This is a genomic window from Stappia indica, assembly GCF_001696535.1.
Taxonomy (GTDB): Bacteria; Pseudomonadota; Alphaproteobacteria; order Rhizobiales; family Stappiaceae; genus Stappia; species Stappia indica.
In genome coordinates this window covers 500,553-515,691 of record NZ_MBQE01000006.1, presented here as the reverse complement: position 1 = coordinate 515,691, position 15,139 = coordinate 500,553, and the positions used below count along the sequence as shown (strand labels likewise).

Genomic DNA, 15,139 nt, shown 5'->3' with positions numbered 1-15,139 from the left:
TCATGCCTCGCTCCTCGCTCGAATCAACTTGGCGGCAATGTCGTCCCGCAGCTGCACCGCTCGCTGGAGCGATAACCTGCTGCCGATCTGGAACGCCTTCCCGGCGTAGTCGAAGGCAACATGAAAGACGGGAGGAAGATGGCCTTCGCCCGGCCAGGCATATTCTCCCTGATCCATTTCAACTCGAAGCTGGTTCATGCCGCGCGCCTCGAAGGTCTTCATCCCCCGATCCAGAACACCTCGGGTCTGAATCTCCACTCTGCCCCCATCGAAAACAAGGTAATCCTTTCGAATATTTTCGCCGATCTCCCTGCAAAGCAAAACAGATACGAGCGACATCACTACGAAAGAAGCTACAATACTTGTAATATAACTATACAGTCCCGACGCATCAAACGCCGAAACAACAATCAAGAGAGTGACGAAAACAAAGAAAGCCGCCTTGAATACCCCCCTAAAATTCCATCCGGACCTGACGGTCAGGCTGTCCACGTCGGCAGCCTGAGCCTCCCGAGACGGTTGCGCGTAGCTGTCATGAAGCGACGCTCCGGTCGCCGGCCCGGGACTGGCAGTGGCTGCAAAATCCGGCCGCAGACGGCGAAGGGCGGCAGCAAAGGTATCGCGCACCCGGATCGCTTCCGGGTGGGACAGCCCGTCGACGAGCGAGAGAACCTCCTCGCCAATCGTCAATCTGACCCCGTATTCGGAAGAACCGACCGGCACCCCGCGATACGTCCGCATCGGGATCTCGACGACAGCCGTGGCAGCCCCCTCCGGCAATGGAAGCGCCCGCTTGCGCCAACGCAGGAGTCCTCTGGAGCTGGCGACAACGGTCCGGCGATCCATCGTGACGAGTGGAGCGGGCGGCTGAAACGTGATCACACGCCGCGCCTCACTCACTACGGGGAGCAATAAAACCAGCGAATAAAACAGAAACTGGAGCCAATTTTCTCCGTAAAAAAGCAAATAAGATATTGCGGAAGAGCCAATAACTGCGACGAATACTCCCAGAAAATACCTTGAATCGTAAGAATTGCGAAGCGAGATACGCAATTTCTCCGCATCCCCCTCGATGAGAATGCGTGTCACCGGCCTATGCTCGCGGTTCAGCGAGGGGAAAAGTGCCCTGGACAACTGCGAAATCCCGCCAGCCCTGGTCATCTTGGCTGTACCCCGCCCTGCAGCTCCTCCTCCGGAGCGGTCTGTCCGGCCCGGTGATCGGCCACGAACTGGCCGACAAGGGCGGCAAGCTGGTCGGCATCCCCCTGGTTCAGACCGGAAAACAGCTCGGTCTCGTTGCCGTTCCGCCCGACGACGACGGTGTAGCGCGTTGGAGCGGCCGTCTGCCCGGCGGCAGCGCTGCTTTCGCGCGCCGTAACCGAGGAGATCTCCGCGGCCTTGATGTCGACCGCACTGTGGCGCGTCATGGTCTGCCGGAAATACCGGACCATCCCATCGGACAGGATGGCGTTCTGGCTCGCGCCCTTGAACAGAAGCCGGACCTGCACAGCCGAAAACACCAGCGCGGCCAGTACGACGAGCTGGACCGTCAGCATGAGGGTATCGACGTTGCCGTCCGTGAGAAACGCGCCGCCGGTTGCAAGGTATCCAAGATAGAAGAGCGGCGCCAACCAGGCGACATGCCTCGCCAGCGGCGCATCGACCGCCGGCACACGGACGCGAACCTCGTCGCCCTCGCGCGAAATTTCCACCCGGGATCTGGCAAGGTCCGCCTGCGTGGGAAGAAGCTTCATGCCGCAACTCCCGTGCGTCCGAGCCCGTCGTTGAGCGCCTCCATGATCAACCTGGCTTCCGCGTCGTCGATGGACGTGCCGAAAGTCACCGTCGTCTGGCCGTAGTCGAAGGCAACGCCGCCGGACTTGCCCAGCGGGTTGTCGGCCGCCTGAGCACCGAAGATCGGCTGCCCTACCGTGTTGCGGCGGACGTTGCCGATATGCGCGGGATCGTAGCGCCAGCTTCGCGAGAGGATCGGCGTATGGACGGTCTTCACCACCTCCGTTTTCGAGATGCTCAGCCGTTCTTCTCCGGCCAGCATCCAGAGCAGGTTCGCAGCGCCGTAGAGCCACCCCAATGCCCACAGGACCATCCAGAGCATGACAAACATGGACAGGCCGGGCTTCATCGAGCCGGACGCGAGTATATTGAAGATGGAAAAGCCGGCAAAGGACCACATGCCCAACCAACCCATCAGGAACAGCACGGACCACAGCCTCGCCCTGGCCTGCACGACCACGACGCGCCCCTGCGGCCCCGGCCGAACCGTCACCCGGGTGGATATCGGAAGCTCAAATCCCATCGAGCGCCTCTTCCTGCGGTCTGGCCGGCACCGGCATGCCCTCAATCGTCATAGCTGTGCCCCGCCCGCAGCCCCTCGCGAACACGATGCGCGATCTTCAGGAATTCCGGCGTCTCGCGGATGTCGAGCGTGCGCTCGCGCGGCAGGTCGCTCTCGATCACGTCGTAGATGCGGCCCGGACGCGGGCACAGAACCACGATCTTTGTCGACAGGAACACCGCCTCCGGGATCGAGTGGGTGACGAAGACCACCGTCTTGCGGGTCTTGGCCCACAGTTTCAGCAGCTGCTCGTTGAGGTGGTCGCGGACGATCTCGTCGAGCGCGCCGAAGGGCTCGTCCATCAACAGAAGGTCGGGATCGAAGGACAGGGCGCGGGCGATGGAGGCGCGCTGCTGCATGCCGCCCGACAGCTGCCAGGGATACTTGCGCTCGAAGCCGGCAAGGTTCACCAGCTCCATGTTGCGGCGGATGCGCTCCTCACGCTCCCCCTTGGCAAAGCCCATGATCTCCAGCGGCAGGGCGATGTTGTCGGCGATGGTCCGCCAGGGATAGAGCGCGGCGGCCTGGAAGACGTAGCCATAGGCGCGCTTTGCCCGCGCCTGTGACGGCGTCATGCCGTTGACGCTGATCGAGCCGCCGGTCGGCGCCTCCAGATCGGCGATCACCCGCAGCAAAGTGGTCTTGCCGCAGCCCGACGGGCCGATCAGCGAGACGAAATCGCCCTCGCCGATGGCAAGGTCGATGTCCGACAGCGCGTGGACCGGACCGTCATTGGTCTGGAAAGTCAGGGACAGGTTCTCGATGTCGATCACCCTGGCAGGGGCAGTCATGCGCGATTTCTCCAGATCCAGGATGCGTGCAGGGCGCCGCTCGCAGCGGCAACGGCGGCGACAGGGAGTGCAAAATCAAGGTTTTTGGCTGCGCGACTGATCACGTCGGACCACTGTTCCGAATTGAACGCCAGCATGGCCAGTTGAGCGGCAACTGCAGCAACGAAAACGGATGGCGCCGCCGCACGGATTGCTGCCTTTCGTCGGGAAAAACGCCGGCGCAAACCCGCATAGGTCGGAAGCCATGCGAAGAACCCGCAGATCACGCCCCACACGGAATAATACAGGGCAACCGCTATAAAAAACGCGTTCACCCCTAGAAAACCCAGCAAGAACTCACCCAGCGTGTTTGTGCCCAAACCACGTGTTGCCAGACCCGGCAGTACGATGAACAAAAGCAGAAACAGCGGACCACAGGTCGCCGCAGAGCAGACGACGAGAGCGACCCAACGCCAGGACGTTGCCTCGCGGAACGCGGTGCGCCAGCCGGCGCCGGGTCCTGTCCCGTCGCCCAAGCCTGCCTCGCCCATCCGCGGGGCGTCCGGCGGTGGTTGCCGCTCAGCCTGCTGCAAGCCGCTCTCCCCCTTTCCGGCCGGCCCCGCCTATCGGCGCCGGCCCGTTCGCCTCACACGCCGCTGCGGGGAATGCCCGAGCGCTCCACCTTGCGCGGCGAGGTCAGTTCCTTCCAGGTCGACAGCGCCGTGTTGACCGCCTGGAACGGCTGGCGCGCGACGAATTTGCCATGCCCCTCGCGCGTCTTCACCGCCCCGTCGTCGATGGCCACCTCGCCGCGGGTCAGCGTGAAGCGGGGCAGGCCCTTCACCGTCTTGCCCTCGAACACATTGTAGTCGATGGCCGACTGCTGGGTCGCGGCGGAAATCGTCTTTTCCTTCTCCGGGTCCCAGACCACCAGGTCGGCATCGGCGCCGACCAGGATCGCCCCCTTCTTCGGGTACATGTTGAGGATCTTGGCGATGTTGGTCGAGGTCACGGCGACGAACTCGTTCATGGTCAGCCGGCCGGTGGCGACCCCGTGGGTCCACAGCATCGGCATGCGATCCTCGAGCCCGCCGGTGCCGTTGGGGATCTTGGTGAAGTCGCCGAGCCCGGTGCGCTTCTGCTCCGTGGTGAAGGCGCAGTGGTCGGTCGCCACCACCTGCAGCGTGCCCGCCTGCAGGCCGGCCCACAGGCTGTCCTGGTGCTTCTTGTTGCGGAAGGGCGGCGACATCACGCGGCGCGCCGCATGGTCCCAGTCGGGATGGCGGTACTCGCTCTCGTCCAGCGTCAGGTGCTGGATCAGCGGCTCGCCGTAGCAGCGGATGCCGTTCTGCTTGGCCCGGCGGATCGCCTCATGCGCCTGTTCGCAGGACGTGTGCACCACGTAGAGCGGCACGCCGGCCATGTCGGCGATCATGATGGCACGGTTGGTCGCCTCGCCCTCCACTTCCGCCGGGCGCGAATAGGCATGGGCCTCCGGCCCGTCATTGCCTTCGGCCATCAGCTTGGCCTGAAGCTGGGCGACCACGTCGCCGTTTTCCGCATGCACCATGGGCAGCGCGCCGAGCTCGGCACATCGCTGGAACGAGGCGAACATCTCGTCGTCGTCCACCATCAGCGCGCCCTTGTAGGCCATGAAATGCTTGAAGCTGTTGATGCCCTTGTCGCGCACCACCGCTTCCATGTCGTTGAACACCTGCTCGCCCCACCAGGTGATCGCCATGTGGAAGGAGTAGTCGCAATTGGCCCGCGTCGACTTGTTGTCCCACATGGTCAGTGCTTCCAGCAGCGACTGGCCGGGCGAGGGCAGGCAGAAATCCACCACCATGGTGGTGCCGCCGGCAAGGGCGGCGCGCGTGCCGCTCTCGAAATCGTCGGCGGAATAGGTGCCCATGAACGGCATTTCCAGATGCACATGCGGGTCGATGCCGCCCGGCATCACGTAGCAGCCGGTCGCGTCGAGCACCTCGTCGCCGGAAAGATCCGGCCCGATCTCGACGATCCTGCCGCCGTCGATCCTGACGTCCGCCCGATAGGTGAGATCGGCCGTGACGACCGTTCCGCCCTTGATCACTTTGCTGGCCATGTCTGATCCTCCGGAATTCGTCATGTAAGGTTGAACTTGGAACTTCAGTCCGGCTCGAACGGAAGCAGGCGCATATCGACTTTGTCGCCATAATCGATCAGCTGCAGCCTATCGATGCCGACAGCCCCGATCGCCGTCAGGCCGCCGATATTCTCGCATTCCCGATCCGGGCTCACATATCGCATCAATGGAAAGGCCTCGTCGACTGTCGTCATGTCTCTTCCGGCAACAACAAGGCCAGAAAAACTATCTTCACGTCTTACAATCTTGGCGTAAACCTTCCCGTCTTCGCGAATTTCAGGAACGAATGAACGATTATCGATATGAAGGTCTTTTCCGACCCGACAGAATCCCGAAGCAAGAGCTATGAGATACTCTCCCTCGGCCAGGTTCCGAAGCTTCTCCACGACGTCAACCGGTTCAGGCCCACGGTCCGAGGGAGCGGCCAGGATCGGCGAGATCGAGAAGACCGCAACAACAAGGAAAAGCACTGCCGAAAGCTTCATTCACCTGTCCCCGGCTGGAACAACCGCCGCCTAGTCCACGATCTCCGCCGCTTCCAGCACCGCATGCAGCAGTACGTCGGCACCGGCCTGCGCCCATTCCCTGGTGATCTCCTCGGCCTCGTTGTGCGACAGCCCGTCGACACAGGGGCACATGATCATCGCCGTCGGCGCGACCTTGTTGACCCAGCACGCGTCGTGGCCGGCGCCGGAAATGATGTCCATATGGCTGTAGCCGAGCTTTTCCGCCGCGTTGCGTACCGCCTTGACGCAGGTCTCGTCGAAGGTCACCGGGTCGAAATGGCCGACCGCCTCGACCGTCGCCGTCAGCCCCAGATCCTCGGCAATGCCCGGCACGCGCGCCTCGAACTCCGCCTTCATCGCATCCAGCGTCTCGCGATCGGGCGAGCGGAAGTCGACGGTGAAGACCACCTTGCCGGGAATGACGTTGCGCGAGTTGGGATGCACGTCGCAATGGCCGATGGCGCCGACCGCGCGCGGCTGGTGCTTCATCGCGATCTCGTGCACCAGCTCGGTCATCCGCGCCATGCCGAGGCCGGCATTGCGGCGCATCGGCATCGGCGTCGAGCCGGTATGGCTCTCCTTGCCGGTCACGGTGACTTCCAGCCACCACAGGCCCTGGCCGTGGGTGACGACGCCGATATCCTTGCCCTCGGCCTCCAGGATCGGCCCCTGCTCGATATGCAGCTCGAACATCGCGTGCATCTTGCGCGCGCCGACCTCTTCCTCGCCGACCCAGCCGATGCGCTTCAGCTCGTCGCCGACCGTGCGCCCCTCCGCGTCCTTGCGCCCATAGGCCCAGTCCAGATCGTGCACCCCGGCAAAGACGCCGGAGGCCAGCATGGCGGGGGCAAAACGCGTCCCCTCCTCGTTGGTCCAGTTGGTGACGACGATGGGCCGCTTCGTGCGGATGTTGAGGTCGTTGAGGGTGCGCACCAGTTCCAGCGCGCCGAGCACGCCGAGCACGCCGTCGTATTTGCCGCCCGTCGGCTGAGTGTCGAGATGCGAACCGACATAGACGGGCAGGGCATCGGGATCGGTGCCCGGGCGCGTCATGAACATGTTGCCCATGGCGTCGACGCCGATGCTCATCCCGGCCGCCTCGCACCAGGCCTGGAACAGCTTGCGGCCCTCGTTGTCGGCGTCGGTCAGGGACTGGCGGTTGTTGCCGCCGGCGACGCCCGGGCCGATCTTCGCCATCTCCATCAGGGCATCCCACAGGCGGTCGGCGTCGATGCGCAGGTTCTTGCCCGGTGCGGTCATTCAGGTCACTCCCTCTTGGTCCGGTGCGGCGGCGGCGCCGTAGGCGCTCACTCCATATTGGGAAAGGTATAGACGGCGCCGTCCTTGATACCGGCCGGCCAGCGCGTCGTCACCGTCTTGAGGCGCGTGTTGAAGCGCACGCCTTCCGCGCCATAGATCGAATGGTCCCCGAACAGCGAGCGTTTCCAGCCGCCGAAGGAGAAATAGGCGACCGGCACCGGGATCGGCACGTTGATGCCGACCATGCCCACCTCGATGCGGTCGGCAAAGGCGCGCGCGGCATCGCCGTCGCGGGTGAAGATCGCGGTGCCGTTGCCGTATTCGTGCTCGTTGATCAGCGACAGGGCTTCCTCGTAGCCCTTGGCGCGCACCACCGACAGGACGGGGCCGAAGATCTCCTCGCGGTAGATCGTCATGTCGCGGGTCACCCGGTCGAACAGGGTGCCGCCGACGAAATAGCCGTTCTCGTAGCCCTGCAGCGAGAAGCCGCGCCCGTCGACCAGCAGATCCGCGCCTTCCTTGACGCCCTGGTCGATATAGCCGAGCACCTTGCGCATATGCGCCTCGGTGACCAGCGGGCCCATCTCCGCCTCGCGGTCGGTGGCCGGGCCGATCTTCAGCGCCTGCACGCGGGGCACCAGCTTTTCCACCAGCCGGTCGGCGGTCTCCTCGCCGATGGGAACGGCGACGGAGATCGCCATGCAGCGCTCGCCGGCCGAGCCGTAGCCCGCGCCCATCAGCGCGTCGGCGGCCTGGTCCATGTCGGCATCCGGCATCACGATCATGTGGTTCTTGGCGCCGCCCAGCGCCTGCACCCGCTTTCCGTGCGCGGTGCCGGTCGTGTAGACGTATTCGGCAATCGGCGTGGAGCCGACGAAGGACACCGCCTTGACGTCCGGATGGGTCAGCAGCACGTCGACCGCCTCCTTGTCGCCATGCACGACATTGAGCACTCCGTCCGGGAAGCCCGACTTCCGGAACAGGTCGTAGACCACCATGACGGCGGAAGGGTCGCGCTCCGACGGCTTCAGCACGAAGGTGTTCCCGCAGGCGACCGCGATCGGATACATCCACAGCGGCACCATGGCCGGGAAGTTGAACGGGGTGATGCCGGCGACGACGCCGAGCGGCTGGCGGTCGGAATAGCTGTCGATGGCCGGGCCGACATTGCGGGCGAACTCGCCCTTCAAGAGATGCGGGATGCCGCAGGCGAATTCCACCACCTCGATGCCGCGGGCCACCTCGCCCAGCGCATCGTCATGGGTCTTGCCGTGTTCGGCCGAGATCGCCCGCGCGATGTCGTCGGCATGGGCGGAGAGCAGCTCCTTGAAGCGGAACATCATGCGCGCGCGCTTGAGCGGCGGCGTGTCGCGCCAGGCGGGGAAGGCGGCCTTCGCCGCGGCGATCGCTTCCGCCACCTCGGCCGCGCTCGACAGCGGCAGGACGGCGGTCTGCTCGCCGGTCGCCGGGTTGAACACCCCTTGCGTCCTGGTGGAGCGGGAGACGACACGCGCCCCGCCGATAGCGTTCTCGATGCTGGCAAGACCGGACTTCGACATGGTTCCTCCGCTCGCCCGGCCGGGTAGCGGCCCGGGCGCCCTGTCCGTCTCAAATTGCGGCCGGCATGGGCAGGGGGCGGAGCACAGTTTCCCGCGAACCCTCAGCGTCATCCCCTGGCATCGGGCGGCGCTCGTCGCACCGCCGGCCGTTCCCCGTCGTCCGGATGCACAGTCTCATCCGGGCGGCCTTCGCGTCCTCGCGCTCCGGCCGAAATCTGGAAAGTGCGCGGCCCCGGTCTGTTTGATGTCCGCCGGTGGTCCGCCGCTGTTTGCCATTGCGCCAGGCCAAAAAACCTGACCAAATGGTCAAATCGAGCGTAGGAAGGCTTGACCATCCGGTCAAGGTCAATTTTTTGGCCCGCCTGCCCAATAGGCACTCACCGCAGCGGACGGCCGGGAGAGATGAGCGGCAGAGACAGGACACCGGCCAAGGCGCAGGACGGACCGCAGAAGAGCGCGATCCGGGCGGAGAACGAGCGCGTCATCCTGAAGGCGGCCGAGGAGGTCTTCGCCGAGAGCGGGTTTCGCGGCGCGACCACCGGCATGATCGCCGACCGCGCCGGCATCCCGAAGGCCAACCTGCACTATTATTTCCCGACCAAGGAAGCGCTCTACCGGCGGGTCGTCGAGCATATCTTCAACATCTGGCTGGAGGCGGCGAACTCGTTCGACGAGAACGACGATCCGGTCGACGCGCTGACCGCCTACATCTCCAAGAAGATGGACGTCTCGCGCGCCCACCCGATGGGCTCCAAAGTCTGGGCCAACGAGATCCTGCACAAGGCGCCGGTGATCCAGGACTATCTGGAGACGACGCTGACCGAGTGGACCGCCTCGCGGGTCGCGGCCATCGAGCGCTGGATCGCCAGCGGCCGGATCGCGCCCGTCGATCCGCAATACCTGCTCTACATGATCTGGGCGACCACCCAGCACTATGCCGACTTCAACCACCAGATCGACACGCTGAACGGCGGGCAGCCCCTGTCCGACGCGCAGTTCGAGGACGCCAAGCGCACCGTGACCGGCATCATCCTGACCGGCATCGGGGCGATCCCGCCGGCCGGGCTTGCCGCCGGCGACACGCCGCGCGATGCTGGCGCCAGCAACGGCGCGGCCTGACCGGCGCGGCGACAACCAGGGACGGAAAGCAGATGGAGGCAGGCCCGACACGGGCAAATGCGGGAGGCAGCGAGCCCGACGGCGACGGCGCGCCGCGCACCCGCATCCAGGAGAAGAACCGCGCCCGCATCCTGGAGGCCGCGCTCGGCACCTTCTCGCGCTTCGGCTATCGCGGCGCCCGCGTCGACCAGATCGCCGAGGACGCGGGCATGTCGAAGTCGAACCTGCTCTACTATTTCGGCTCCAAGTCGGAGATCTACAAGGCGGTGCTGGCGGACCTGCTCGACCGCTGGCTGGCGCCCTTGCGCACGCTCGACCCCGAAGGCGATCCGCGCGCCGAGCTCACCGCCTATATCGAGCAGAAGCTGCGCTTTTCCGCCGACTATCCGGAAGCCTCGCGCCTCTTCGCCAACGAGATGCTGCAGGGCGCGCCGATGATGCGCGACGTGCTGGAAGGCCCGCTGAAAACCCTGGTGGAGGAGAAGTCGCAGGTGCTGCGCCACTGGGCGGAGAGCGGACGCATCCGCCCGGTCGATCCCACCCACCTCATCTTCCTGATCTGGGCGACGACGCAGACCTATGCCGACTTCGCGCCGCAGATCGAGGCGATCACCGGCAGCGGCATCCATGACGAGGCGTTCCGCCGGCAGGCGCTGCAATCGCTGAGCGATCTCATCTTCTCAGGGCTGCTGCCGCGCGCTTGATCTTGCCCTTGCCGCCTGTATCCTGCACCGAACGAGGGACGTGTTCGCCGTCCCCGACCGATCCTGAACGGGAGACCGCATGCGCAAGGCCCTCGTCGTCGCCGCCCTTCTGCTTTCCGCTCCGCTGACGCTGGCGGGACCGGCGCTGGCCGCGAAATGCGGCAACAACGCCGCCGGCTTCCCGGCCTGGCTCGCCAGCTTCAAGCGCGAGGCGGTGGCCTCCGGCATTTCCAACCGCACGGTGGAAGCCGCGCTCGGCGGCATGACCTACAACACCAAGGTCATCCGCCTCGACCGCAACCAGAAATCGTTCAAGCTCTCCTTCGAGCAGTTCCTGGCCCGCCGCGCCCCGCCCTCGACCATCGCCATCGGCAAACGCCGCATGAAGCAGCACGAGGTCGTGCTCGACCGGGTGGAGCGCAAGTACGGCGTGCCGAAGGAAGTCATCGTCTCGATCTGGGGGCTGGAATCCGGCTTCGGCGGCTTCATGGGCGACATTCCGATCTTCTCGTCGCTGTCGGCGCTTGCCTATGACTGCCGCCGCTCGGCCTTCTTCACCAACGAGCTGATGAGCGCCCTGCGCATCGCCGACCGCGGCCAGATGCGGATTTCCGAGATGAAGGGCGCCTGGGCCGGCGAGATCGGCCAGACCCAGTTCCTCGCTTCCAGCTACGAGCGTTTCGCGGTCGATTTCGACGGCGACGGCCGGCCGAACCTGATCCGCAGCCCGGCGGATGTCTTTGCCTCCACCGCCAATTTCCTGCGCCAGCACGGCTGGCAAAAGGGCGGCGACTGGTCGCCCGGCAGCAGCAACTATGCCGTCCTGCGCGACTGGAACCGGGCCGAGGTCTATCGCCGGACCATCGCCCATTTCGCCACCGAGCTGACGAAGTAGCACTGGCGGAAAAAGCAGCGGCTCAGGCGGCCCGCGGCTTCGCGTTGCGGCCGTCCCGCTGCAGCACGAAGGTCGCTGCCGCCGTCACCGCGACGCCGGCCAGCGTCCAGGCGCCCGGCCAGGGCGCACCCATCATCACCGTCTCCAGCAGCACGAAGGACGGCAGCAGGTAGGTGTAGGCCATCACCGGTCCCGCCGGCAGGCGCAGGCTGGCATAGGTGGCGCAGAAGAAGCTGGTCGCCGTTGGAAACACCGCAAGATAGGCAATACCGGCCAGCACCGGCAGCGGCACCGCGGCCCACTCGGTCGCCGCCAGTTCGGCGCGGCCATAGACCAGCAGCATCACCGCGCCGGCGGTCAGGATCCAGAAATTGAAGATCTCCAGCGGCTCGCCGCGATTGAAGAGCCGCATCAGGGGAGCATAGAAGGCATAGGCGGCGACGCCGAAGAGATAGATGCGCTCGCCGGGGCCGAATTCCAGCCGCGCCAGCCGGCTGAGGTCGTCGCCGAACAGCACCAGCAGGGCGCCTGCCGCCCCCACGCCGAGGCACACCACCTGCCGCCGCGAGATCCGCTGGCCGAGCAGCGCCAGGCCGGCAAGCGCGGTGAAGGCGGGAAGCAGGGTGAAGACCGCGCCCGCATTGAGCGCGCTGGTCAGCCGCAAGGCCTCGAACATCGTCACGAAGAAGATGTCCAGCAGCAGGGCGATCAGCAGATAGACCGGCAGGCGCGACAGCTTCGGCAGCGCCCATTGCCGCTTCACCGTGACGATGGCGGCAAAGATCGCCGCGGCGATGCAGAACCGCAGCGCGGTCAGCACCGCCGGGTCGAGCGCACCGGTGATCGCATGGCCGAGCGGGAACGAGGTGGAGACCAGAAAGACGAAACCGAGCATCGCCGCATGGGCGCGCCCGGTTTCGCCGGCATCCGCAGGGGCGGCAGCGGTGGTCACCGTGCCGCCCGTCTTTCGCACATCGTCATTCTGCTGCTTCCGGCACCCGGTTCGGGTTGTTGGGGTGGGTCGTCCAGTTGGCATAGTTCGGGTCGATCGGCTTGCCGGTGCGCGGGTCCGAGCCCTCGGTGATCTGCTCCATGGTGATGCAGTCCTCGACCGGACAGACCGAGACGCACAGGTTGCAGCCCACGCACTCCTCGTCAATCACCTCGAAGTGGCGCAAGCCGTCCTTCATGGCGGTGATCGCCTGGTGCGAGGTGTCCTCGCAGGCGATGTGGCAGCGGCCGCACTTGATGCAGGCATCCTGGTCGATGCGCGCCTTGACCACATAGTTGAGGTTGAGCCGCTGCCAGTCGGTGACCTTGGGCACCGCCCGCCCGACCACCTCATCGACCGAGGTGTAGCCCTTCTCGTCCATCCAGTCGGACAGGCCGTCGATCAGGTCCTCGACGATGCGGAAGCCGTAGGTCATCGCCGCGGTGCAGACCTGCACCGTGCCGGCGCCCAGCGCCATGAACTCGGCCGCGTCCCGCCACGTCGTCACGCCGCCGATACCGGAGATCGGCAGGCCGTGGGTCTGCGGATCGCGGGCGATCTCGGCGACCATGTTGAGGGCGATGGGCTTGACCGCCGGGCCGCAATAGCCGCCATGGGCGCCCTGCCCGTCGATGGTCGGATAGGGGGCCATCTGGTCGAGATCGACCGAGACGATGGAGTTGATCGTGTTGATCAGGGACACCGCGTCGGCCCCGCCCGCATGGGCGGCCCGGGCCGGGTTGCGGATGTCGGTGATGTTCGGCGTCAGCTTGACGATCACCGGCATGCGCGTGTGCTGCTTGCACCAGCGCGTCACCATCTCGATGTATTCGGGCACCTGGCCGACGGCCGAGCCCATGCCGCGCTCGGACATGCCGTGCGGACAGCCGAAGTTCAGCTCGACGCCGTCGGCTTCCGTCTCCTCGACGCGGCGCAGGATGTCGATCCAGTTCTGCTCCTCGCAGGGCACCATCAGCGAGACGACCAGCGCCCGGTCGGGCCAGTCGCGCTTGACCTGTTTGATCTCGCGCAGGTTCGTCTCCAGCGGGCGGTCGGTGATCAGCTCGATATTGTTGAACCCGAGCAGCGAGCGGTCCGGCCCGTGGATCGCGCCGTAGCGCGGGCCGTTGACATTGACCACCGCCGGGTCCTCGCCCAGCGTCTTCCAGACGACGCCGCCCCAGCCCGCCTTGAAGGCGCGGACGACGTTGTATTCCTTGTCGGTCGGCGGCGCGGAGGCCAGCCAGAACGGGTTCGGCGACGTGATGCCGAGAAAATTGGTGCGAAGATCGGCCATCTGAAATCCTCCCCACGGATGTTCGGGAGTGAAAGCTAAGGGTTCGGGAGACCTGCCGCGCTCAGGCGGACAGCGCCGCGTGGATCGAGGCCGCGGCGATCTTGCCGTCCTCGACCGACGCGACCGTCAGGTCCTCGCCTCCGGCCACGCAATCGCCGCCGGCCCACACGTCGGCAAGCGAGGTGCGGCGGTCCGCGTCGACGCCGATCCGGCCGCCGTCGAGCTCCAGCGCCTCGCCGCCGCCCAGCGCGTCCGGCACGAAGGTCTGGCCGATCGCCTTGAACACCTGGTCCGCTTCGAGCGTGACCGTCTCGCCGGTTCCCGTCAGCCGGCCGGCGCTGTCGGGCAGCATCCGCTCCAGCTCGATGGCCCGCACATGGCCGCCCTCGCCGATCAGCCGGCGGGGCGCCAGACACTCGCGGATCACCACCCCGTTGGTCAGGGCGATCTCCTGCTCGTAGGCGCTGGCCTTCATCGCCTCGCGGTCGCGGCGATAGGCGATGGTCACCTCTTCCGCGCCGAGGCGCTTGATCTGCACGGCGATGTCGATGGCGGTCATGCCGCCGCCGATAACCACGACCTTGCAGCCGACCGGCAGGGCGGAGAGGTCCTGCGCCTGGCGCAGCTCGGCGATATAGGCGACCGCGTCGATGACGCCGGCCAGATCCTCGCCTTCGGTCTTGAGCGCGTTGACGCCGCCGAGACCCATGCCGAGGAACACCGCGTCGAAGTCGCGGCGCAGGCCTTGCAGCGTGATGTCGCGGCCGAGCGCGGTGTTGCACTCCACCGTGATGCCGCCGATGGACAGGACGAAGTCGACCTCAGCCTGGGCGAAGTCGTGCGTCGTCTTGTAGGCGGCGATGCCGTATTCGTTGAGGCCGCCGAGCTTGGCCCGCGCCTCGAAGATCGTCACGTCGTGCCCCTCGCGCGCCAGCGCATGGGCACAGGCGAGGCCGGCCGGGCCGCCGCCGACGACGGCGACGCGCTTGCCGGTGGGCGCTGCGCGCTCGTAAGGCAGGGACGCATCGCGCGCCAGGAACGTATCGGTCGCATGGCGCTGCAGCAGGCCGATGGACACAGGGCGGTCCTCGGCGAGGTTGCGCACGCAGGCCTCCTCGCACAGGGTCTCGGTCGGGCAGACGCGGGCGCACATGCCGCCGAGGATGTTCTGCTCGAAGATCGTCTTGGCCGAGCCGAGCGGATTGCCCGTGGCGATCTGGCGGATGAACTTCGGGATGTCGATGGATGTCGGGCAGGCGATCGTGCAGGGCGCGTCGTAGCAGAAATAGCAGCGATCCGCCTCGACCCGCGCCTCATGGACGCCGAGCGGCGGATGCAGGTCCTCGAAATTCTCCAGATAGTCGTCGGCCGTCAGTCGCCCCGCACGGATGTCGGGGTTCACGAGTGCATCAGCCATGGCTGCACCTCCGATAGCGCCGGACCGCGGGCGCGGGCTCCGGCGTCGATGTTCTCCTCTGGAACGCAGGCGATCCGTTTCTGTCGTCGGACCGGGACCGGAAGGGGATCCCGCTATTGTCCTGCGTCGGCTCTGGCGAT

At 65.9% G+C, this 15,139-nt stretch carries 15 protein-coding genes; 3 read left to right on the top strand and 12 right to left on the bottom strand.

The features are described from left to right. The 9 genes from BBX35_RS22500 to BBX35_RS22470 are packed head-to-tail and all read right to left on the bottom strand — an operon-like array spanning position 1 to position 8,576. Positions 1 to 1,161 carry a hypothetical protein gene (locus BBX35_RS22500; RefSeq protein WP_067224722.1) on the bottom strand — a complete coding sequence of 387 codons (1,161 nt, stop codon included), beginning with the start codon at positions 1,159 to 1,161 and terminating at the stop codon, positions 1 to 3. Continuing rightward, complete coding sequence (locus BBX35_RS22495; protein WP_067224721.1) at positions 1,158 to 1,754, bottom strand: hypothetical protein; 597 nt, start codon at positions 1,752 to 1,754, stop codon at positions 1,158 to 1,160. The genes BBX35_RS22500 and BBX35_RS22495 overlap by 4 nt, the downstream gene beginning before the upstream one ends. Next, positions 1,751 to 2,317 carry a hypothetical protein gene (locus tag BBX35_RS22490; RefSeq protein WP_067224719.1) on the bottom strand — a complete coding sequence of 189 codons (567 nt, stop codon included), beginning with the start codon at positions 2,315 to 2,317 and terminating at the stop codon, positions 1,751 to 1,753. Before BBX35_RS22490 ends, BBX35_RS22495 begins: the two co-directional genes overlap by 4 nt. 41 nt (positions 2,318 to 2,358) lie before the next feature. Next, on the bottom strand, positions 2,359 to 3,147 hold the full coding sequence (locus BBX35_RS22485) for an ABC transporter ATP-binding protein (protein ID WP_067224717.1): 789 nt from the start codon (positions 3,145 to 3,147) through the stop codon (positions 2,359 to 2,361). Then, positions 3,144 to 3,719 carry a hypothetical protein gene (locus BBX35_RS23510; RefSeq protein WP_141687907.1) on the bottom strand — a complete coding sequence of 192 codons (576 nt, stop codon included), beginning with the start codon at positions 3,717 to 3,719 and terminating at the stop codon, positions 3,144 to 3,146. Before BBX35_RS23510 ends, BBX35_RS22485 begins: the two co-directional genes overlap by 4 nt. Before the next feature lie 53 nt (positions 3,720 to 3,772). Next, positions 3,773 to 5,230: a dihydropyrimidinase gene (gene hydA / locus BBX35_RS22480; protein WP_067224715.1), complete on the bottom strand. Its 1,458-nt coding sequence runs from the start codon at positions 5,228 to 5,230 to the stop codon at positions 3,773 to 3,775. A gap of 44 nt (positions 5,231 to 5,274) precedes the next feature. Next, entirely contained in the window at positions 5,275 to 5,736 is a 462-nt protein-coding gene (locus BBX35_RS23505; RefSeq protein ID WP_141687906.1) for a hypothetical protein, read from the bottom strand. A 30-nt stretch (positions 5,737 to 5,766) separates the two neighbouring features. After that, a complete protein-coding gene (locus BBX35_RS22475) occupies positions 5,767 to 7,017 on the bottom strand; it encodes a Zn-dependent hydrolase (protein ID WP_067224714.1) in 1,251 nt (416 codons plus the stop codon). A gap of 47 nt (positions 7,018 to 7,064) precedes the next feature. Beyond that, positions 7,065 to 8,576 carry a CoA-acylating methylmalonate-semialdehyde dehydrogenase gene (locus tag BBX35_RS22470; RefSeq protein WP_067224712.1) on the bottom strand — a complete coding sequence of 504 codons (1,512 nt, stop codon included), beginning with the start codon at positions 8,574 to 8,576 and terminating at the stop codon, positions 7,065 to 7,067. A gap of 402 nt (positions 8,577 to 8,978) precedes the next feature. Here BBX35_RS22470 and BBX35_RS22465 point away from each other — a divergent pair, with 402 nt between their 5' ends. From BBX35_RS22465 to BBX35_RS22455, 3 genes are all read left to right on the top strand, one after another. Next, positions 8,979 to 9,695, top strand: coding sequence for a TetR family transcriptional regulator C-terminal domain-containing protein (locus tag BBX35_RS22465; RefSeq protein WP_067224711.1), 717 nt, complete (start codon positions 8,979 to 8,981; stop codon positions 9,693 to 9,695). A gap of 32 nt (positions 9,696 to 9,727) precedes the next feature. Beyond that, on the top strand, positions 9,728 to 10,399 hold the full coding sequence (gene rutR / locus BBX35_RS22460; RefSeq protein WP_088946139.1) for an HTH-type transcriptional regulator RutR: 672 nt from the start codon (positions 9,728 to 9,730) through the stop codon (positions 10,397 to 10,399). Positions 10,400 to 10,478: 79 nt separating this feature from the next. Then, the gene (locus BBX35_RS22455) at positions 10,479 to 11,294 is read left to right on the top strand and encodes a lytic murein transglycosylase (RefSeq protein WP_067224709.1); all 816 of its coding nucleotides are present in this window, start codon (positions 10,479 to 10,481) and stop codon (positions 11,292 to 11,294) included. A 22-nt stretch (positions 11,295 to 11,316) separates the two neighbouring features. Here BBX35_RS22455 and BBX35_RS22450 read toward each other — a convergent pair whose 3' ends face one another. The 3 genes from BBX35_RS22450 to BBX35_RS22440 all read right to left on the bottom strand — a co-directional run bounded on the left by BBX35_RS22450 (position 11,317) and on the right by BBX35_RS22440 (position 14,999). Next, positions 11,317 to 12,246: a DMT family transporter gene (locus BBX35_RS22450; protein WP_171901509.1), complete on the bottom strand. Its 930-nt coding sequence runs from the start codon at positions 12,244 to 12,246 to the stop codon at positions 11,317 to 11,319. 25 nt (positions 12,247 to 12,271) lie between these two features. Continuing rightward, positions 12,272 to 13,582: an NAD-dependent dihydropyrimidine dehydrogenase subunit PreA gene (gene preA / locus BBX35_RS22445; protein WP_067224708.1), complete on the bottom strand. Its 1,311-nt coding sequence runs from the start codon at positions 13,580 to 13,582 to the stop codon at positions 12,272 to 12,274. A 61-nt stretch (positions 13,583 to 13,643) separates the two neighbouring features. Continuing rightward, entirely contained in the window at positions 13,644 to 14,999 is a 1,356-nt protein-coding gene (locus BBX35_RS22440) for an NAD(P)-dependent oxidoreductase (protein ID WP_067224706.1), read from the bottom strand. Positions 15,000 to 15,139: the final 140 nt, after the last annotated feature.